General features: G+C 71.1%; 19 protein-coding genes. 10 read left to right on the forward strand and 9 right to left on the reverse strand.

What is annotated here, in order from left to right; translation table 11 throughout:
- The first annotated feature begins 7 nt into the window (after positions 1-7).
- From HLA95_RS21870 to HLA95_RS21885, 4 genes are all read left to right on the forward strand, one after another.
- Positions 8-1,156, forward strand: coding sequence for a hypothetical protein (locus tag HLA95_RS21870; protein WP_222184509.1), 1,149 nt, complete (start codon positions 8-10; stop codon positions 1,154-1,156).
- A gap of 61 nt (positions 1,157-1,217) precedes the next feature.
- Complete coding sequence (locus HLA95_RS21875; protein WP_191061055.1) at positions 1,218-2,075, forward strand: SDR family NAD(P)-dependent oxidoreductase; 858 nt, start codon at positions 1,218-1,220, stop codon at positions 2,073-2,075.
- A 7-nt stretch (positions 2,076-2,082) separates the two neighbouring features.
- Entirely contained in the window at positions 2,083-3,060 is a 978-nt protein-coding gene (locus HLA95_RS21880) for an aldo/keto reductase (protein ID WP_191061054.1), read from the forward strand.
- Positions 3,061-3,083: 23 nt separating this feature from the next.
- Entirely contained in the window at positions 3,084-4,625 is a 1,542-nt protein-coding gene (locus tag HLA95_RS21885) for an MFS transporter (RefSeq protein WP_191061053.1), read from the forward strand.
- Here HLA95_RS21885 and HLA95_RS21890 read toward each other — a convergent pair.
- Positions 4,520-5,269: a class I SAM-dependent methyltransferase gene (locus HLA95_RS21890; RefSeq protein WP_222184511.1), complete on the reverse strand. Its 750-nt coding sequence runs from the start codon at positions 5,267-5,269 to the stop codon at positions 4,520-4,522. The two genes, HLA95_RS21885 and HLA95_RS21890, sit on opposite strands and share 106 nt — an antisense overlap.
- A 132-nt stretch (positions 5,270-5,401) precedes the next feature.
- Here HLA95_RS21890 and HLA95_RS21895 point away from each other — a divergent pair, with 132 nt between their 5' ends.
- Entirely contained in the window at positions 5,402-6,178 is a 777-nt protein-coding gene (locus tag HLA95_RS21895) for a hypothetical protein (RefSeq protein WP_191061262.1), read from the forward strand.
- A 33-nt stretch (positions 6,179-6,211) separates the two neighbouring features.
- Here HLA95_RS21895 and acnA read toward each other — a convergent pair whose 3' ends face one another.
- From acnA to HLA95_RS21930, 7 genes are all read right to left on the reverse strand, one after another.
- The gene (gene acnA / locus HLA95_RS21900; RefSeq protein ID WP_191061263.1) at positions 6,212-8,902 is read right to left on the reverse strand and encodes an aconitate hydratase AcnA; all 2,691 of its coding nucleotides are present in this window, start codon (positions 8,900-8,902) and stop codon (positions 6,212-6,214) included.
- 169 nt (positions 8,903-9,071) lie between these two features.
- Positions 9,072-9,788, reverse strand: coding sequence for a heme ABC transporter permease (locus HLA95_RS21905; protein ID WP_191062187.1), 717 nt, complete (start codon positions 9,786-9,788; stop codon positions 9,072-9,074).
- 92 nt (positions 9,789-9,880) lie between these two features.
- Positions 9,881-10,558, reverse strand: a complete 678-nt coding sequence (gene ccmB, locus HLA95_RS21910; protein WP_223861795.1) for a heme exporter protein CcmB — start codon at positions 10,556-10,558, stop codon at positions 9,881-9,883.
- Positions 10,555-11,145, reverse strand: a complete 591-nt coding sequence (ccmA, locus tag HLA95_RS21915; RefSeq protein WP_222184513.1) for a heme ABC exporter ATP-binding protein CcmA — start codon at positions 11,143-11,145, stop codon at positions 10,555-10,557. Before ccmA ends, ccmB begins: the two co-directional genes overlap by 4 nt.
- 8 nt (positions 11,146-11,153) lie before the next feature.
- Positions 11,154-12,152 (reverse strand): phenylacetate--CoA ligase family protein, encoded by a 999-nt coding sequence (locus HLA95_RS21920; protein WP_222184515.1) that lies wholly within the window; start codon positions 12,150-12,152, stop codon positions 11,154-11,156.
- A 48-nt stretch (positions 12,153-12,200) separates the two neighbouring features.
- Positions 12,201-13,079, reverse strand: a complete 879-nt coding sequence (locus HLA95_RS21925) for a hypothetical protein (RefSeq protein WP_222184517.1) — start codon at positions 13,077-13,079, stop codon at positions 12,201-12,203.
- Positions 13,080-13,292: 213 nt separating this feature from the next.
- Positions 13,293-13,517, reverse strand: coding sequence for a zinc-finger domain-containing protein (locus HLA95_RS21930; RefSeq protein WP_223861777.1), 225 nt, complete (start codon positions 13,515-13,517; stop codon positions 13,293-13,295).
- Positions 13,518-13,637: 120 nt separating this feature from the next.
- Between HLA95_RS21930 and HLA95_RS21935 the strand changes: the two genes are divergently transcribed.
- Positions 13,638-14,606 (forward strand): ABC transporter ATP-binding protein, encoded by a 969-nt coding sequence (locus HLA95_RS21935; protein WP_191062061.1) that lies wholly within the window; start codon positions 13,638-13,640, stop codon positions 14,604-14,606.
- A 58-nt stretch (positions 14,607-14,664) separates the two neighbouring features.
- Positions 14,665-15,099 carry a hypothetical protein gene (locus tag HLA95_RS21940; RefSeq protein WP_222184519.1) on the forward strand — a complete coding sequence of 145 codons (435 nt, stop codon included), beginning with the start codon at positions 14,665-14,667 and terminating at the stop codon, positions 15,097-15,099.
- 19 nt (positions 15,100-15,118) lie between these two features.
- On the opposite strand, the gene HLA95_RS21945 is transcribed toward HLA95_RS21940, so the two are convergent.
- A complete protein-coding gene (locus HLA95_RS21945) occupies positions 15,119-15,562 on the reverse strand; it encodes an SRPBCC family protein (protein WP_191062457.1) in 444 nt (147 codons plus the stop codon).
- Between the two features lie 255 nt (positions 15,563-15,817).
- Here HLA95_RS21945 and HLA95_RS21950 point away from each other — a divergent pair, with 255 nt between their 5' ends.
- The 3 genes from HLA95_RS21950 to HLA95_RS28500 all read left to right on the forward strand — a co-directional run bounded on the left by HLA95_RS21950 (position 15,818) and on the right by HLA95_RS28500 (position 18,794).
- Positions 15,818-17,350, forward strand: a complete 1,533-nt coding sequence (locus HLA95_RS21950; protein ID WP_222184521.1) for an FGGY-family carbohydrate kinase — start codon at positions 15,818-15,820, stop codon at positions 17,348-17,350.
- Positions 17,347-18,576, forward strand: a complete 1,230-nt coding sequence (locus tag HLA95_RS21955; protein ID WP_222184523.1) for a winged helix-turn-helix domain-containing protein — start codon at positions 17,347-17,349, stop codon at positions 18,574-18,576. The genes HLA95_RS21950 and HLA95_RS21955 overlap by 4 nt, the downstream gene beginning before the upstream one ends.
- A 95-nt stretch (positions 18,577-18,671) precedes the next feature.
- Positions 18,672-18,794: a hypothetical protein gene (locus tag HLA95_RS28500; RefSeq protein WP_255592154.1), complete on the forward strand. Its 123-nt coding sequence runs from the start codon at positions 18,672-18,674 to the stop codon at positions 18,792-18,794.
- The last annotated feature ends 80 nt before the right edge of the window (positions 18,795-18,874 follow it).

Raw genomic sequence — 18,874 nt, forward strand, 5'->3', positions numbered from 1 at the left:
TTTGGAGATGCAGACCGCAGGGTATGCGACCGCCAGCGCGTCGGTACCGGCGACCGCAGCCGAGCTGGACCGGCGCTATGGGGCCAGGGTCGAGGCGATGCTCGCCCACTGGCTGGACGACGAGACCCTGGCCGCTGGGCTGCGGCGGCCGGTGCTGGCAGAGGTGGCGCGCAATCACGGCCGCTTCGACCCGCGCCTGGGCTCGGTGGAGGACTGGGTCTTCAGCGAGGCGCGCCGGGAAGCCCGCGCGCTGATCGGGCCGGAAGGGGTGGCGGGCGTGATCCCGGTCATGCGCCACACGCCCGATCCCGGCATGTTGCCGCGGCAGAAGGAGCGGCGCCGCGGTGCCTCCCGCCAGGGTGCCCCCAAGGCGGCGCCGCGCCGGAAATGGCTGGGCGGGCTGGCCGCACTCGTGGCGGCCGGTGCCGTGCTGACCGCTGCCTGGTACCGCCCGTCCCTGACCGAATGGCAGGTCGCCGATCTCCAGCCCGACCTGTCCCGGCCACCGGAAGTGGCGCCGCCTGCGTCGCCGCCCGCCACTACGCCGGCACCGCTGGCCCTGCCGAAACTCGACGCGGAAGCGGAGCTGGGCCCGTTGCCCGAACCGGACCTGGCGGCGATCCTCCAGCCGCCGGAGCCCGCCCCGGCGCTGCAGCCACTGGCGGCACCGCCGCCTCCGGCACCCCCGCCGGCCTTGCCCGAACCCGCAGCCGGCCCGGTCGACCCGGTGGAGCCGCCCGTGGCCGCAGCACCCCTGGGCCCGGCCGAACCGCCGAGGCCGCGCCCGCTCCGTCTGGAACCATCGGCGGCACCCACGGTCGCGGGCCGGCCGATGCCGGTGCACGCGCCGCCCAGGGTGTTCATCCACTACAGCGCGCTCGACGACGATGCCGGCGCGCGGGCGCAAGTCCTGGCGCAGCTCGTCCGGGACCAGGGCTTCGAGGTGACCGGCATGCGCGCCGTGCCGTTCCAGATCGGCGAGCCTAGCGTGCGCTACTTCTTCCCGGACAATGCGAGCGATGCGGACGCACTGGTGGAGGCCAGCCGGAGGATCCCGCAAATGGCCGGGCTGGCTAGGAGCGGGCCGACCGACTTCACCCATTTTCAGCCCAAGCCCCAGCCCGGTACCCTGGAGATCTGGCTGCCTGCGGGCTGACGGGGCCAGCCGGATGCCGTAAGGGGCTGGATGGCGTTCCGACAGCCCGGGAGAACAGCGCATGCCTCATCCAGCCCTGGCCCCCGGCCGGGTCGCCGTGGTCACCGGTGCAGCCGATGGGATTGGCCGCGCCGCCGCCCGGCGCTTCGCCGGGCTCGGCATGAAGGTGGCGATCGCGGACATCGATGCGGCCGCCCTGGAAGCCGCCCATGCCGAGCTGGTCGCGGCAGCGCCGGGTGGCGAGCAGGACGTCCTGGCCATGCAGACGGACGTGGCGCTCTACCAGGATGTCGAGCGGCTGGAAGGGGCGGTGCTGGAGCGCTTCGGCGACGTGGCGCTGCTCATGAACAACGCCGCGACCGGCAAGGATGCCGGCGCGTTCGAGGATCGGGCGCAGTGGGAGCGGCTGCTGGCGGTCAACCTGATGGGCGTGGTCAACGGGCTGCAGTGCTTCGTGCCGGGCATGATCCGGCGCGGCCGCACCGGTGCGGTGGTCGCGACCGGGTCCAAGCAGGGCATCACCACCCCGCCCGGCAATGCCGCCTACAACGTGTCCAAGGCGGGGGTGAAGGTGCTGACCGAGCAACTCGCCCATGAGCTGCGCGAGGCCACGGGCGAGCGGATCACCGCGCATCTGCTGATCCCGGGCTTCACCTTCACCGGCATGACCAGGCCCGGCCGCACGGCGGACACGCCCAGGCCGGAAGAGGCGTGGACGGCCGACCAGGTGGTGGACGTGCTCCTGGATGGGCTGGACCGCAATGCGTTCTACCTGTTCTGCCAGGACCACGAGACCAGCTGGGAAACGGACCAGAAGCGGATGCGCTGGGCAGCCGACGACCTGATCCTGCGCCGGCCGGCCCTGTCGCGCTGGCATCCCGCCTATCGTGACGCGTTCGCCGCCTTCATGAAGGACTGAATCGGGCATGGAATATGTGAAGCTCGGCCGCACCGGCCTCGATGTCTCGCGCATCTGCCTCGGCTGCATGAGCTATGGCGATCCCGGGAAGGGTGCTCACGCCTGGTCGCTGTCCGAGGAGGACAGCCGGCCGTTCATCCGCAGGGCCGTCGAGCTCGGCATCAACTTCTTCGACACGGCCAACGTCTATTCCGCCGGCTCCAGCGAGGAGATCGTCGGCCGGGCACTCAAGGACTTCGCCCGGCGCGACGAGATCGTGCTGGCGACCAAGGTGCACAACCGGATGCATGAGGGGCCGAACGGGGCCGGCCTGTCGCGCAAGGCGATCCTGTCCGAGATCGACAAGAGCCTGAAGCGGCTCGGCACCGACTATGTCGACCTCTACCAGATCCACCGCTTCGACAGGCACACCCCGATCGAGGAGACCCTGGAGGCGCTGAACGACGTCGTGCGCGCCGGCAAGGCCCGCTATATCGGCGCGTCGTCCATGTATGCCTGGCAGTTCATGAAGATGCTGGCGACGTCGGAGAAGCATGGCTGGGCACGCTTCGTCACCATGCAGAACTACCTGAACCTGCTCTACCGCGAGGAAGAGCGGGAGATGCTGCCGCTGTGCCTGTCGGAAGGGATCGGGCTCATGCCCTGGAGCCCGCTGGCGCGCGGCCGGCTCACCCGCGAATGGGGTACCAGCACCAGCCGGTCGGAGACCGACGAGTTCGGCCGCACGCTCTATGCCAACAGCGAGGCGGCCGACCGGAAGGTCGTGGAGGCCGTAGGGGAGATCGCGGCCAAGCGTGGCGTGCCGCGCGCCCAGGTGGCGCTCGCCTGGGTGCTGCAGAAGCCGATGACCACGCCGATCGTGGGCGCCACCAAGCCGCACCATCTGGATGATGCGGTAGCGGCCCTGCAACTGCGGCTGAACGCGGAAGAGGTCGCTGCCCTGGAGGCGCCCTACATCCCGCACCCGGTCACCGGCTTCAGCTGACCCGCCGCGGATCCGGGGGGAACATGCGGCATCGCTGGTTCGTGGTGGCGACGGCGCTGCCGCTGTTCCTCCTGGCCATCGAATTCTACGGCATCACGGTCGCACTGCCCTCGATCGGCCGGGACCTGGGGACGGGGACCACCGCCCTGCAATGGACCGTCAACGCCTTCAACCTGGCGCTGGCAGCCCCACTGGTCGCGTTCGGCCGGCTGGGTGGCCTGGTCGGGTGGCGACGGACGATGCTGGCCGGCATCCTCCTGTTCGCGGCCGGTTCGGCGGTCTGCGGGCTGGCACCGGGCATCGCGACCCTCCTGGCCGGCCGCTGCATCCAGGGCCTGGCCGTGGCGCTGTTCTCAGCAGCGTCGCTGGCGATCGTGAGCCGCGGCGTCGCTCCGGGTGAGCGTGGCATCGCGTTCGGGATCTGCATGGCGGTGGCTGCGTGCGCCGCCGCCACGGGGCCGCTCGTGGGCGGCGTGCTCACCGAGAAGCTGGGCTGGCGCTGGCTGTTCCTGGTGAACCTGCCGATCGCCCTCCTGACGACCGCCCTGATCCTCCGGGTCGTGCCGGAATCGCGTGATCAGGCTCGGGAAGGCGGCATCGACCTCGCCGGCACGGCCACGATCACCGCCGGCCTGACCCTGCTCACCTTCGGCCTGCAGCTGGGCGACGACTGGGGCTGGCAGTCCCTGCCCGTGCTGGCGGGGCTGATCGGCGGCCCGCTGCTGATCCTGCTGTTCTGGTGGATCGAGAACCGGCAGCGCCAGCCCCTGATCGAGCCCGCCCTGTTCGGGCAGAAGACGCTGGTCCAGGCGCAGATGGTGGCACTGACCAGCCATTTCGGGTGCAGCGCGCTCCTGTTCTTCAGCACGTTCTACCTCCAGCACATCCTCCGCCTGGGGCCGATGGCGGCCGGACTGGTGCTGCTGGCGTTCTCCTGCTGCTTCGTGCTGACGCTGCCGGGCACCCGCATCTGGACCAGGCATCTGGGCAACCGGCAGGCCATGATGCTCGGCATGGTGCTGATGGTGACGGCCTTCCTGCTGTGCCGCCCGATCGGCCCGGACAGCGGGCTGCCCTGGCTGATTGCCGCACTGGCCACGGCCGGCATCGGCCAGGCCCTGGCGTTCAACGCCTCGACCACCGCCACGGTGAACGCGGTGCCGGAGGGCCATGCCGCCGCCGGGCTGCTGAACGGCGCGCGCCTGCTGGGCTCGGTGCTGGGCATCGCTCTCCCGGGTGCAGTGTTCCAGGCGAGCGAGACCGGCCGGCTGCTCCAGGCCCTGCACCCGAAGCTGGCACTGGAGCCCGCGGAGGGACGGGTCGTGGCGAGCCTGTTGTCCGGGTCGGCCCAGGCGAGCGAGGCGATCCTGGCCCTGGCACGCGCGACCGGCCGCGCCACCGACCCCGCCTTCGTGCGCTTCGTCGAGGGCAACGTCACCGCCGCCTTCATGGGGGCATTTCAGTCGGGCATGCTCGTCTGCGCCTTCGCCGCGCTGCTGGGCGTCGTCGCCACGTTCCGGGCCCGGCCGCGCCTGCTCAGCCGGATGTCCGTCGCCGGAAGATGATGAAATGGCGGCCGAGCAGCATGGCGGCCAGCAGCCCGTAGGCCCCCCAGAACCGGGACAGGTCGGCCAGCCTGAACCCGCTCCACACCCGCCTGCACTGCCCACGCCTCCATCTCCACGGGCGCAATCAGGCGCAGGGGCGGCATCGAGCCCCGGCCTGCACACCTGCATGCCCGGCGACCGAGCGGATGGCTGGGGTGCAGGATCAGCGTGACGAGCAGGCCGTGCTGCGACAGGCAGCCGGCAGCGTCACGGAGTGCCTGCGCCGGGGCCGCGATGTGCTCCAGTGAGCCCAGGAACAGCACGAGATCGAACGGCTCGCCCGGCCAGCCGGCGAGCGCCGCGGCAGGCAGGACGTCGAACCGGATGCGTCCGGCCTGGCCGGGCGCCTGGGCATGCCGGCGCGCCCGCTCGATCATGGCGAGTGCCAGGTCGATGCCCAGGCCGGACTCGAGCTGGCCGGCCAGCGCCAACAGGTGCAGGCCGGTACCGCAGCCGACGTCGAGGACGCGGCAGGGCCGCTGCCGGCGGCTCAGGTGGCGCAGCAGGGCCACGCGCAGCCGAAAACCGGCACCTCGTGGCGACCACGGCCCATGGCGTCCGTCCCAGCCTGCCGCCAGGGCATCGAAGGCGGCGGCCGCCATGGCCCCTCGGACATGGGATGATCCTCACCGCCCATGCACATCCCCGGCTCCGGATGGTCCAGGTCACGAGGCTACGCCAAGCGGAGCCCTTTGCCGAAATGTCTCACGCACTATCATCAGATCGGTTCGTGTATGGACACTCGCTGGACATCGCTCCTGGCGAGGCGTGATCGTCAGATCCATGGCAGCGCCCTGTTCCACCACTGGACGATCCGCAACCCCATGGATTTCGTGCAACATAAGGGCCTTGCGGCCGCGGGCGCCGTTCTTGCGGTTCTGGCTGCCCTGATCCTGACCAGCCTGCTCGCCCCGCCGGAGACGACCGCGCTGCTCATCGAGAACGGGCCGGTCGAGACGCTGACCAGCCTCCTGCACTTCCTGGTGGCGCTCGTCGCGTTCGCCCTGTGGTGGCGCCGGGGCGGACTGTTCGGGCTGGTCGGCATCGGGGCGCTGGCCATGGGTGCCCGCGAGCTCGACCTGGACAAGGCTTTCACCACCCACAGCCTGTTCAGCACCAAGCAGTATTTTCGTGCCGAGGTGCCGCTGCCCGAGAAGCTCGTGGCGGCAGCGGTGGTGATCGGGCTGCTGGTGCTGACCGTCTGGCTGGTGCGCAGCAGCCTGCCGGCCCTGAGATCGCTGGCCAGGCAGAAGGCGCCGGCCTTCTGGAGCATCGTCACGGTACTGGTGATGCTGCCGCTGCTGAAGACCGTCGATGCCTTGCCGAGGATCCTGCGGGAGAACGGGATGGAGCTCGGGCCGGCGGCGCTGGCCCGGCTGCTGGCGATCGAGGAACTGGGCGAGCTCGCCCTCCCGCTGCTGGCGGCCCTGGTCCTGCTCCAGTTGCTGGTGCCGTTAAAGCGGGCCGGGCGCCCGTCCAATGAGGAGGGGCGCCCGGTCCCTCGACGCTAGGCCTGGCCGCCGACGCGCGGCGGCCAGGTGCCCTCAGGCGGTGCCGGCCGGTGCCGACTGGGCCAGGAGCTGGCGCAGCACGTAGTGCAGGATGCCGCCGTGCATCACGTACTCGACCTCGTCCAGCGTATCGACCCGGCAGAGCACCTTGTGCTCGCCGGTGCTGCCGTCGGCCCGGGTGATGCGCAGGGTCAGGTCCATGAGCGGCTTCAGGCCCTGCTCCAGCCCGATCACGTCGACCACCTCGCTGCCGTCCAGCTTCAGGGTCTTGCGGTCGGTGCCGGGGTACATGACCAGCGGCAGCACGCCCATGCCGACCAGGTTGGAGCGGTGGATGCGCTCGAAGCTCTCCGCCACGACCGCCTTCACGCCCAAAAGGTTGGTGCCCTTGGCCGCCCAGTCGCGCGACGAGCCGGTGCCGTATTCCTGGCCGGCGAAGATCACCAGAGGCGTTCCCTGCTTCTGGTACTCCATGGCGGCGTCGTAGATCGACATCTCCGCACCGTCGGGCATCAGCCTGGTGTAGCCGCCTTCCTTGCCGTCCAGCATCTCGTTCTTGATGCGGATGTTGGCAAACGTGCCGCGCATCATCACCTCGTGGTTGCCGCGGCGGGCACCATAGGAGTTGAAGTCGCGCTGCTCGACGCCGTGCTCCAGCAGGTAGCGCGCCGCCGGGCTGGTCTTGGCGATGTTGCCGGCCGGGCTGATATGGTCGGTCGTGATGCTGTCGCCGAAGATGCCCAGCACCCGGGCGCCCTTGATGTCGGCGAGCTTCCTGGCCGGCTCGGCGGACATGCCCTCGAAATAGGGCGGCAGCCGCACATAGGTGCTCTGGTCGTCCCAGTCATAGGTCATGCCGGTCTCGCCGGCACCGATCGCCTGCCAGCGCTCGTCGCCCGCGAACACATCGGCATAGGAGCTGGCGAACATGTCGGCGGTGACCGCCTTGCGGACGGCGTCGTCGACCTCCTTCGGGCTCGGCCAGACATCCTTCAGGTAGACAGGCTTGCCGTCCTTGCCGGTGCCGAGCGGCTCGGTGGTGATGTCCTTCTGCATGGAGCCGGCCAGGGCATAGGCGACCACCAGCGGTGGCGAGGCTAGGTAGTTCGCCTTGACCTGCGGATGGACCCGGCCCTCGAAGTTGCGGTTGCCGGACAGCACCGCGGCCACGACCAGCTTGCCCTCGTTGACCGCGCCGGACACCTCGTCCGGCAACGGGCCGGAATTGCCGATGCAGGTGGTGCAGCCATAGCCGACCAGGTCGAAGCCGATCCGGTTCAGGGGCTCGGTCAGGCCAGCCGCGTCCAGATAGTCGGTGACGACCTTGGAGCCGGGGGCCAGCGAGGTCTTGACCCAGGGCTTGCGCTCCAGGCCCAGCGCTGCCGCCTTCTGCGCCACCAGGCCCGCGGCGATCATCACGCCCGGGTTGGAGGTGTTGGTGCAGGACGTGATCGCCGCGATCACCACGTCGCCATGGCCCAGCGCATGGTCCATGCCCGCGACCGGCTCCTTGGCATCGAGCGGGGTGTCGCCGGCCAGGGCCGGCAGCGACGCCTGGAAGCCGGCCTTGGCACCCTTCAGCGCCACCCGGTCCTGCGGCCGCTTCGGACCCGCCATGGACGGCTCGACATCGCCCAGATCCAGCTCCAGCGCATCGGTGAACACCGGGTCCGGCGCGTCGCTGTAACGCCACATGCCCTGCGCCTTGGCATAGGCCTCCACCAGGGCCACCCGCTCCGGCTTGCGGCCGGTGAGCTTCAGGTAGTCGATGGTCACCTGGTCGACCGGGAAGAAGCCGCAGGTGGCGCCGTATTCCGGCGCCATGTTGCCGATGGTGGCCCGATCGGCCAGCGGCAGGTGGTCGAGGCCCGGCCCGAAGAACTCGACGAACTTGTTCACCACCCCCTTCTTGCGCAGCATCTGGGTGACGGTGAGCACGAGGTCGGTGGCGGTCGCCCCCTCGGGCAGCCGGCCGGTCAGCCGGAAGCCGACCACCTCGGGCAGCAGCATCGACACGGGCTGGCCCAGCATCGCCGCCTCGGCCTCGATGCCGCCCACACCCCAGCCCAGCACCGCCAAGCCGTTCACCATGGTGGTGTGGCTGTCGGTGCCGACCAGCGTGTCGGGGTAGGCAACCTGCTTGTTGCCGTCCTTCGCGGTCCAGACGACCTGGGCCAGGTGCTCCAGGTTGACTTGGTGGCAGATGCCGGTGCCGGGCGGGACCACGCGGAAATTGTCGAACGCCTGTGAGCCCCAGCGCAGGAACTGGTAGCGCTCGCCGTTGCGCTCGTACTCGATCGCCACGTTCTCCTCGAACGAGCGCGGCGTGCCGAACGCGTCCACCTGGACCGAATGGTCGATCACGAGGTCGACCGGCACCAGCGGGTTGATCTTCTTCGGATCGCCGCCCAGCGTCACCATGGCGTCGCGCATCGCGGCGAGGTCGACCACGGCGGGCACACCGGTGAAGTCCTGCATCAGGACCCGGGCGGGACGATACGCGATCTCGTGCTTGGAGCTGCGCTGCCGCAGCCACTCCGCCACCGCCTTCAGGTCGCCGACCTTCACGGTCCGGTCGTCCTCGAACCGGAGCAGGTTCTCGAGCAGCACCTTCATCGAGAAGGGCAGGCGGGACAGGTCGCCCAGCTCCTTCTCGGCCTCGGGAATGCTGAAGTAATCGTAGGAAAGCTCGCCGACCTCCAGTGTGCGGCGGACCTTCAACATGTCATGGCCGGTTACGCGCACTGCATCGGTCTCCTCGTGGCGGCGGGTCGGACGGCGTCCCAGGGGGACCCGCGGCGCGGATAGTACGTATGCCGCGCTTTGGAAAGGTTAAGGCCGACCCTTAGAATCGGTCCCATGTGGCGGGATGTCGTGTTGCGGTGCAGCGGCGTCAAGCCGTTTCCGCGCCGCGCAGGGCGCTGATGCGGCGTTCCGCCGTCTCCGTGCGGATCCGGACGAGCAGCACGCTGACCATGTACAGCTTGAACACCAACGCCATGAGCAGGAGCGGCCACAGCATGGACGGCGGCATGGACGGCCCATCCATGCGCAGCACCGAGGAGGGCTGGTGCAGCGTGTTCCACCAGTCCACCGAGAACTTCACGATCGGGATGTTGACCAGGCCGACCAGGGCCAGGATCGAGGCGGCCCTGGCCCCGCGGCTGGCATCCTCGAAGGCATCGTAGAGGGCGATATAGCCGAGATAGAGGAAGAACAGGATCAGGACCGAGGTGAGCCGTGCGTCCCACACCCACCAGGTCCCCCACATCGGCTTGCCCCAGATCGACCCCGTGACCAGGGCGATCGCGGTGAAGCAGGCGCCGATTGGGGCGGCCGCCCGCGCGGCGATCTCGGCCAGCGGGTGGCGCCAGATCAGGGCCACCGCACTGCCGCCGCCCACCACCAGATAGGTGAACATGCTCATCCAGGCGGCGGGCACGTGCACATACATGATCCGGTAGGCGTCCGACTGCTGGTAGTCGGCGGGTGCCACGGCCAGGGCCCAGACCAGGCCCACCGGGAAGAGGGCCAGCGCCAGGAAGGTCGTCCAGGGCCGGATGGCGTCGGCGATCCTCTGGAAGCGCAACGGGTTGGCGTAGGCGTGCACGGGCGGGCGGGTCCTGTTGACGATCGTTCCAATCTAGGCGGTCCGGCCAGCGGACGCGAGGCCCATCTGCGGGAGAGCGGTGCGTGGCCCGGTCATTCCAGCGCCAGCCGCAATGCCGCCGCGATCGCGAACGGGGCCAGGGCCAGGCTGCCGAGCAGGAGGGCGCCCAGGATCAGGTAGGCCACCGTCCCGCCGATCCCGCCGGTGGTGGCCTCCACCGCGCCCACGCCGAAGATCAGTGCCGGGATCTGCAGCGGCAGCACGAGCAGTGCGGTGAGCGCCTGGCTGCGCCGGCTGCCCACCAGCAGGGCGGCACCGATGGCGCCGATCATGATCAGCACGGGCGTGCCGAGCAGGAGGGCGGCCGGCAGTGCCAGCAGGACCGCGGGCGGCTGCTGCATGAGCAGGGCCAGGAGCGGCGAGATCACCACCAGCGGCAGGCCGGTCACCAGCCAGTGCACGAGGCAGCGCACCAGCGCCACCAGCTCCAGCGGCAGGATGCCCAGCTCCAGTTGCTCGAGGCTGCCGTCCTCCAGGTCGGCCGCCCACAGCCGGTCGGTGCCGACCGTCACCGCGAACAGGGCCAGGACCCAGATCACGCCCGAGCCGATCCGCGCCAGGGTTTCTGCACCGGGCCCGACGCCCAGCGGGAACAGGGCGGTGCCGGTCAGGAGGAATAGGACCGGCAGCAGGGCTTCGCCCGGCCGGCGCAGCGCCAGCATCAGGTCGCGACGTGCCAAAGCGAGGGCTGCACCGACCAGGCCGCTCAAAGCTCGAGCACCAGAGGGTCGTCCAGTTCCACGTCACCGTGACTCGCCGCCACCACGATGCCGCCTCCCGCCCGGTGCCGGTCGATCAGCCGGGCGAGGTGCCGCCGGTTCACCGCATCCAGGCCCACGCCGGGCTCGTCCAGCAGCCAGACCAAGCGGGGTACCGCCACCAGCCTGGCCAGGGCCGCGCGCCGGCGCTGGCCCTGGGAAAGCCGCCCGGCCGGCACGTCCAGGAGCGGCCGCAGGTCGAAGACGTCCGCCGCCGCCACGGGATCGGACGGCCCGCCGGCCAGGGCAGCACTAATCTGCAGGTTCTCGCGCACGGTCAGGCCCGCCTTCAGCGCGTTGACGTGGCTGATCCAGTGGAGGGCGGACGGCCAGCCAGGGTCAGCGAGCGGGCGGTCCTGCCAGGACGCACTGCCGGCAGCCGGCCGGAGGAAGCCCGCGAGCGTGCGCAGGAAGGTCGACTTGCCGGAGCCGTTGGCCCCGCGCAGCAAGAGCGCCTCGCCCGCGGCCAGCTCGAACGCCACCGGTGCATGCACCGGGCGCCCCGCCCGCGCCGAGACCAGATCATGGACGGCCAGCACGGGCAGGCTCAGCCCTTCCCGGCCGCCTGGCAGGATTTGCCGGCCGGATCCAGCGAGCGCTGCAGCGGCGGCGTGATCCGCAGGTTGGTGCGGCCGCACGGGCTTTCCCCGCCGAGTGCTCTTGCCAGATGGCCGGTGTCCAGACGGATCAGCGGGAAGTCCGGGTTGAACACGGTCACCACCACCCGGCCGGGCGCGCCAGCCACGACCGGACCATCGCCATCCGGGTCCAGCAGCTCGACCAGCACCGATTCGTCGACCACCAGGCCCTCGTGCGCGCTGGTCTCGTACGCGATCAGGCCGACCTCGTCGGTGGCATAGGCGAAGAACGTCTCGATCGCGTAGAGGGCCGAGCTGGCGACCAGGAAGGCCGGGTCGGGCACCTCGCCGGTCAGCAGGGCGCAGCGGAACGGCTGCTCCTGGCCCAGCGCCTCCAGCAGGGCTTCCAGGGTCCGCGCCTCGCCCACGAAGACGCTGGGGCGCAGCCGGCGCAGCGCGTCGAGCTGGCGGGGCTCGGTGCAGGGCCCGGCCGGGACCACGGTGCAGCTGAGCGCGCGCGCACCCGTCTCGGCCATGGCCGCCAGCGTGCCCAGATGGTGGGGCAGCGCGTTCCAGACCAAGTCGGCCCGGCGCACCCCGGCGGCGAAGAAGGCGCGGGCGAAGCGCCAGTAGTCGACCCTGGCGCCCTCGGGCACGAGCTGGCCCCCGTTGCCGACCAGCAGCCTGGCCAGCCGGCCGATCGGCGTCGCGACCATGCCGCCGAACGGCGGCATGGCCTGCTGGCGTGCTGCCAGGGTCGCCGGGTCGAGCAGGGGCAGGCTGCGCAGCATCTCGCGCGAGGTGATGCGGTCGGGGTCGACCCCGGCCAGATGGCCGGCCGTGCCCGGCGCATTGTCCATGGTGTGGTGGAGCAGGCCGGGCAGGGCGTGGAAGATCGCCGCCTCGCGCTCCTGGGATGACCTGACCTCCTGGCGGTCGAAGAACAGCGCCTTGCTGTCAGGCATCATGACGTCCATCGCCCATCGTTCGACGTGATCAGGAGATCGTGCCGTCGATCATTCGCCGATGGCAACGTGGTAGCGAGCCTCCAGTGCGGTCACGTGGTCGCGGAGTGCCGGGCCCGGCTGCTCGGCCAGCCAGCGGTCCCACAATTCACGCAGGCTCAACGGCAGGACCGGTACGCCGGACCCCACCACGCGCCGGCGCAGGAGGTCGACCTCCGCCCGGTGCGCGGCGAACACCGGGTGGGAGCGGGCGTCGGATGGCTCCCAGAACAGGTAGGTCAGGGTGGTGGCCTGGCCGGGGAAGGTGCGGGCGAGGCCGATCGCGTGCTTGGCCAGCGCCACCGCGTCCAGGAGCCGGAACAGTTGCGGGGTCTGGCGCAGCTCGACCAGCAGCTCGTGCCAGGGCCCCAGATGGGGCTCGGGCATCGGCTGGTCGTAGCCTTCCGCGATCCGGGTCTTGGGCGTGGTCAGGTGCTCGGTGACCCGGGTGACGAGGCCGACCACGCGGTTCGGGCCGGTCAGGAGCAGGTCGGTCTGCGGCGGTGTGCCGCGGATCCCGGTCGGGCAGCGGGCGGCGAAGCGCAGTCCCTGGAACCCGTCGAGCGGACCTACCCGCAGCCCTGCCGGGTTGCGGCTCCAGGGGAGGAAGCAGTTGGCCGTGAGGGCCAGCGAATCGTCCACGGGCGTGCGCGGCCGGTCCGGCAGGATCGTGCGCTGGTCCGCGGGCAGCCGCGCGGTCGGCACCAGCAGGTCGTGGAGGTGGCCGACCCGCCCCTCGCTGTCGATCTCGATGCCCGGCCGCTCGTGGCGCAAGGCCGCGGCGAGCGCCCTGGCGGCACGCTGCGCCAGCCCTGAGCGACGCCCGGGCGGACGCTTGCCCGACAGGAGGTCGGAACTGCCCGGCGGTGGGGTGACGCGTCGGTCCATCACGGTGTACGGATCCCGCGCTCGAGGAGCCTGCGCCGGGCCATCGTCCTGCCGATCGAGGAAACGATGGCGCGCTGGACCGGCATGTGGAGGGAGAGCAAGGCCGCTGCGGGCGCTGGCGTCAAGCAAAACAGTGAAGTTCCTGGAGGGTGCGCCAGAGCTACGTGGCTGATATGCTGCAGTTCCGGTATGGGCCGCGATGGCTGCGGCATGGCCTCAGGCAGTTGCCGGCCGCGGATCGGAATGAAGTGCCTGCGCCGCGGGTGCGCTGGTATGGACGTAGCGGCGGCCGCAATACTTGCAGACGGTCTCGCCGCCCTTCTCCAGGGTCATGTATTCCACAGGATGGCCGAGCGGACCTTCACCCCCGTCGCAGCGGACATACAACTTATCGGTGATCACGACTTCACGACCATCAACGTTCAAGAACAGGTCCGCCACGCGACCACCCCTCTTGCAAAGCCAGACCGACCGAGCAGCGCTGCGCCCGACGCCGCGAGTTTGCCACGGCAGGCGGCGGCGCGCGATATAGTCGCTAGCGAAGCATGGAGACAACTAGAGATGGCGCTCGCTCCGCCCAGCCACGCACTCTCGGTCCGGGGGCTGGGCAAGGTGTACCGCGGCACCGGCCGCCAGCCCGACAAGCGTGCCCTGCACGCCGTCGACCTGACCGTGCCGCGCGGCTCGTGCTTCGGCCTGCTGGGGCCGAACGGTGCCGGCAAGTCGACCATGATCAACATCCTGGCCGGGCTGGTGAACAAGACCGAAGGGAAGGTGGAGATCTTCGGCATCGACCTGGACGAGCGGCCGCGGCTCGCCCGGCGCGCGATCGGGGTCGTCCCGCAGGAACTCAACCTCGACGCGTTCTTCACGCCCCGTGAGGCGCTGGATCTGCAGGCGGGCCTCTATGGCGTCCCGGCGCGTGAGCGGATCACCGACGAGCTCCTGCAGGCGGTGGGCCTGGCCGACAAGGCGGACGCCTATGCCCGCACCCTGTCCGGCGGCATGCGCCGCCGCCTCCTGGTCGCCAAGGCGCTGGTGCACCGCCCGCCGGTCGTGGTGCTGGACGAGCCCACCGCCGGCGTCGACGTCGAGCTGCGCCGCTCGCTGTGGCGCTACATGCGCGAGCTGAACGAGCAGGGTGTCACCATCGTGCTCACCACCCACTACCTGGAAGAGGCGCAGCAGCTCTGCGACCGGATCGCGATCGTCGATCGTGGCCGGGTGGTGGCCTGCGACACCACGGCCGCCCTGCTGCAGCGCCTGGACGAGAAATGCCTGATCGTGCGGGCGGACCGACCGATGCGGGCGGTCCCAGCCTCGCTCGACGATGGCCAGGCGGCGGTCGATGCGGAAGGATGCCTGGTCCTGCGCTACCGCCGCTCCGCCGTGCAGGTCGAGCAGCTCCTGGACCGGGTGCGCGCGGCCGGGGTGACGATCGCCGACCTGACCACCCAGGAAGCCGACCTGGAGGACCTGTTCGTCCGGCTGACCGGGCATGCCGCCGAGCCGATGACCAGCACGGCCTGAACCTTTTCTTTACGTTTCGCTGCCATGATCGGGGCGTGCCATCCCGACGAGGCCAATCGTGCCGTGCATCCTCCGTGCCTGCCTGGGCATTCTGCTGCTGCTCCTGGCCGCCCAGCCGGGGGCTGCCGAGCCGCCGCCCGGCTGCACCCCGGAGATTGCCGGGGCGCTGCACTGCATGGCCGGCCAAGCCTGCCGCTGCGGCTTTGCGCGAGGGGGCCTCATGACCGGCGAGCCGTCCGGCTGGCGCTGGGACTGCGGGGTGCTGCAAGGCAGCTGCCCGCGGCCGACAGGCGAGCTGGCGGGGAACTGGTACGAACTGCCCCCCGGCCTCAGCATCGACCAGTCCGACCAGAGCATCCGCCTGGACCAGTCGACGGGCGTGGTCACGAGCGGGCGGCCGTACCCTCGGCCGCCGCCCGGGCCGCTGCCACTGTTTCCCGACGGCCCAGGCGGCCACGGCGCTTCGCCGGGCGCACGGCACGTTGGGCGTTGAGGGAGCCGCCTCCCTGCGTTCAGCCGCCCGCCAGGTGCTTGCGCAGATTGGCGAACCCGCCGCCGAACACGCCGTTGGCGAAGGTGTCGACCCATTGCGCGCTGGCATCGGGTGCACAGTCGAACGTCGTCCACCACTCCACCAGGCTGCGCGCACCGTCCGTCACCGGCGTGACGCGCAGGGTCGCCTGGTAGTTCTGGACGTCGAACGGGGTGGTCTCGAAATTGTAGCTGTAGCTGCGTTCCACGTCGGACAGGGCCAGGAGCCGCTCGCGGATATGGGCGCCGTCATGAGTGTAGAAGCTGCGCACGCAGCCGACCTGGTCCGCGGCCTTGCCGTCCTCGATCTCCGACCGCGCCACCATGTGGCCGGCCCAGGCGGGCAGGGCGTTGAAGTCGCGCACCACCGCCCAGATCCGGTCGGCGGGCAGGTCGATGACGGTGCTGGCATAGGCTTTCGGCATGGTCGTTCTGCTCCCTGATCATTGGCCCGGGCCGCACTGGCAGGCGGCTGGCCGCATCCCTGCCTAGCGCGGTTTGCGTTCGGCTGGAACCGCGAGGCGGCATTGACCGGCACGAGGGACAAGAGCCACCGTCCTGCCGCCCAGCCGGCATGGCCGGACCTCGACAGGTCGGCCTTTCCCCACGACAACTCGGGGCAAGGTGGGCACCTGGGCAGGGTGCGGACAGCGCCACCAGGGACGGCTTCGGGGGTGGGCGTGGCGGAGTTTCTGCTAGGGATCGACAGCGGCGGCACCGCGGTGAAGGTGGCCGTGATCGCGGCGGACGGGACCGAGCTGGCCGTGCGCGGCACCACCCACCCGGCGCTGACCCCGGCACCCGGCCATGCGGAGCGGGACCCGGAACGGACCTGGGACTACCTTGCCGGGGACATCCGCCTGGTGCTCGCCGATGCCGGGCTGGAGGGCCGGGACATCGCGGGGATCGGCATCACCGGCTATGGCAATGGTCTGTGGCTGCTGGACGAGGCGGGCCGGCCGGTGGGCAATGGCGTCCTGACCTCCGACCTGCGCGCCGCGTCGATCTGCGCGGAGTGGCGGCGCGACCCGCCGGACGAGGCCACCCGCCAGCGGCGCCTTCAGGTCGCGGCCTGGCCGGGCAAGCCCATGCCGATCCTGGCCTGGCTGCAGCGCCACGCCCCCGACCAGCTGGCCCGGGCGCGCTTTGCCGTCTCCAGCAAGGACTATCTGCGGTCCCGGCTGGTCGGCAGGGTCGCAGCCGAGGTCAGCGACCAGTCGAGCAGCGGCTACGCGCCGGTGGAGCGCCGGGAAAACGACCCGGCCATGCTGGCGGCGGTCGGCCTGTCCGAGCTGGCGAGGCTGATGCCGCCGCTCCTGGAACCCATGGACATCGCAGGGGAGGTGACCGCCGAGGCGGCCGCTGTCACCGGCCTGCGCGCGGGCACCCCGGTCTCTGCCGGCTGCTCGGACAATCTCGCGGTGATGCTCGGCACCGCGGCGGTGACGCCGGACGACGTCGTGGTGATGGCCGGGACCTGGGGCCTGCACCAGTGCTTCCTGGACGCATTGCCCGCCGACCCGAGTGCCATCTTCCTGACCCACGGACTGCTGCCCAATACCTGGCTCGCCATCGAGGGCAGCCCGACCTCGGCCGGTCAGCTCGACTGGTTCGTCGAGCGCTTCATCCGCAGCCAGCGGCCGGACGTGGCCGACGGCCAGCTGTTCGCCATGCTGAACGAGGCGGTGGCGAGGCTCGACCCGCGCGACCCGCCCGTGTTCTTCCTGCCCTATCTGAACGGGGCGATGGACCAGTCCTCGGCGCGCGGCAGCCTGATCGGCCTGACCAACTGGCACGGCCTGTCGCACACGGTGCGCGGCATGATGGAAGGGATCGCCTTCGAGCACCGCCGCCATCTCGACCGGCTGGCGGCCCTGCGCGGCCGGCCCGGTTCGGCGCGCTTTGCCGGAGGGGCTGCCCGCAGCGAACCCTGGCGCGAGATCTTCGCTGCGGCCTTGAACCTCGAGCTGGTGCTGCCGGCCGGGCGCGAACTGGGCGCCCTGGGTGCCGCGATCCTGGCCACCGTCGCACTCGGGCGGCAGCCGGACCTGCCGGCCGCGGTCGCCGCCATGACTCGGCTGGAGGGCCAGGTCCAGCCGGACCCGGCGCTGGCGGAACTGCTGGCCGGTCGCTACCGGGTCTGGCGCGACCTCGCGGTGGCGCTCGCACCGCACTGGGACGCCGTGATCGACGGGACCGGTGCCACCCGATGAGCCGGACGCTGGGTCTGGACGAGGCCCGCCGGATCGCCCTGGCCGCCCAGGGCTTCGCCGCGCGGCGACCCGGCCTGACGGGCGAGGCCCGGATCCGTCGGCTGATCGAGCGGCTGGGCCTGCTGCAGATCGATTCGGTGAACGTGCTGGTGCGGGCGCACTATCTGCCGCTGTTCTCCCGGCTCGGCAGCTACGACCGCACCATCCTGGACCGCCTGGCGGCGCATCACGACCGGCCGGTCCGCCCGGCCGGGCGGCGCCTGTTCGAGTATTGGGGCCACGAGGCGTCGCTCCTGCCGGTGGCGGCGCAGCCGCTGCTGCGCTGGCGGATGGCCAGGGCCCGGTCGGGCAAGGGCGTCTGGCAGGGCGTGCGGGCGGTGGCCGAGGCCAGGCCGGATCTGGTCGCGCGGATCCGCGACGAGATCCAGGACCGCGGCCCGCTCGCGGCCGGCGAGCTGACCGCGCCGGAAAAGGGGCAGGGTGGCTGGTGGGGCTGGTCGGACAGCAAGACCGCGCTGGAGTGGCTGTTCTGGACCGGCGAGATCACGGCGGCGGGCCGGCGCGGCTTCGAGCGGGTCTATGACCTCACCGAACGGGTGCTGCCCCCGGAGATCGTCCATGCGGCGACTCCCGATCCAGCCGAGGCGGCGACCAAGCTCACGGCCCATGCGGCCCGCGCCCTGGGCATCGCCACGGCAGGGGACCTGCGCGACTACTGGCGCCTGCCCGTGGATCTCGCGAGCATCGCGCTGGCCCGCCTGGTCGAGGCCGGCGACCTCGTGCCGGTGAGCGTCGAGGGCTGGCGGCCGCAGGCCTATCTCGTCAGGGACGCGGTGCTGCCGCGCAAGGTGACGGCCCGCGCGCTGCTGGTCCCGTTCGACCCCCTGATCTTCGAGCGCAGCCGCACCGAGCGGCTGTTCGGCTTCCGCTACCGGATCGAGATCTACACGCCCGCCCACAAGCGGCTGCACGGCTACTATGTCCTGCCCTTCCTCCTGGGCGACCGGCTGGCCGCGCGCGTCGACCTCAAGGCCGAGCGCGCCACCGGCTGCCTGCTGGTCCGTTCCGCCCATCTGGAGCCGCAAAGCGAACCGGATGCGACCGCCGCGGCGCTGGCGCAGGAACTGGTGGCACTGGCCGGCTGGCTCGGGCTGTCCCAGGTCAGGGTCGAGCCCGACAACCCGTTCGACCGCCTGCTCCGCACTGCACTGGCCCCGCTCGCCTGACAATGCCGGCGCCTGCTCCTGCCGCGAGCCAGGACAGCTTCGCTCTGCCCCGAATCCCTGCCGGGCACCGTTCTGCGGCCCCATCCGTGGACTGCATGAACGACCACCGTCTGGGGATCGTGCGCGCCTCCAGGTGGTCGCGCGAGGTCACGGGCCGCTGCCACATTCCGGGTGCGTCCAGCCGACCCGACCGGCTGTTCGACCTGCGGGCCGCTTGAAGTCACTCCCTGGCAGCGGTTGCGCAGGAGGCCACGGTAGCGCACGCGTCGGTACAGGTAGCGACGCTTCATGGTGCCGA

The organism is Geminicoccus harenae (genome assembly GCF_019800005.1).
GTDB lineage: Bacteria > Pseudomonadota > Alphaproteobacteria > Geminicoccales > Geminicoccaceae > Geminicoccus > Geminicoccus harenae.

What these genes read in the sequence shown, in the direction of transcription:
- HLA95_RS21895 (WP_191061262.1), top strand. Translation starts at nt 5,402, where the DNA reads ATGGACACTCGCTGGACATCGCTCCTGGCGAGGCGTGATCGTCAGATC.
- HLA95_RS21955 (WP_222184523.1), top strand. Translation starts at nt 17,347, where the DNA reads ATGAGCCGGACGCTGGGTCTGGACGAGGCCCGCCGGATCGCCCTGGCC.
- HLA95_RS21885 (WP_191061053.1), top strand. Translation starts at nt 3,084, where the DNA reads ATGCGGCATCGCTGGTTCGTGGTGGCGACGGCGCTGCCGCTGTTCCTC.
- HLA95_RS21920 (WP_222184515.1), bottom strand. Translation starts at nt 12,152, where the DNA reads ATGATGCCTGACAGCAAGGCGCTGTTCTTCGACCGCCAGGAGGTCAGG.
- HLA95_RS21945 (WP_191062457.1), bottom strand. Translation starts at nt 15,562, where the DNA reads ATGCCGAAAGCCTATGCCAGCACCGTCATCGACCTGCCCGCCGACCGG.
- HLA95_RS21890 (WP_222184511.1), bottom strand. Translation starts at nt 5,269, where the DNA reads ATGGCGGCCGCCGCCTTCGATGCCCTGGCGGCAGGCTGGGACGGACGC.
- HLA95_RS21875 (WP_191061055.1), top strand. Translation starts at nt 1,218, where the DNA reads ATGCCTCATCCAGCCCTGGCCCCCGGCCGGGTCGCCGTGGTCACCGGT.
- HLA95_RS21935 (WP_191062061.1), top strand. Translation starts at nt 13,638, where the DNA reads ATGGCGCTCGCTCCGCCCAGCCACGCACTCTCGGTCCGGGGGCTGGGC.
- HLA95_RS21880 (WP_191061054.1), top strand. Translation starts at nt 2,083, where the DNA reads ATGGAATATGTGAAGCTCGGCCGCACCGGCCTCGATGTCTCGCGCATC.
- HLA95_RS21870 (WP_222184509.1), top strand. Translation starts at nt 8, where the DNA reads ATGCAGACCGCAGGGTATGCGACCGCCAGCGCGTCGGTACCGGCGACC.
- acnA (WP_191061263.1), bottom strand. Translation starts at nt 8,902, where the DNA reads ATGTTGAAGGTCCGCCGCACACTGGAGGTCGGCGAGCTTTCCTACGAT.
- HLA95_RS28500 (WP_255592154.1), top strand. Translation starts at nt 18,672, where the DNA reads ATGAACGACCACCGTCTGGGGATCGTGCGCGCCTCCAGGTGGTCGCGC.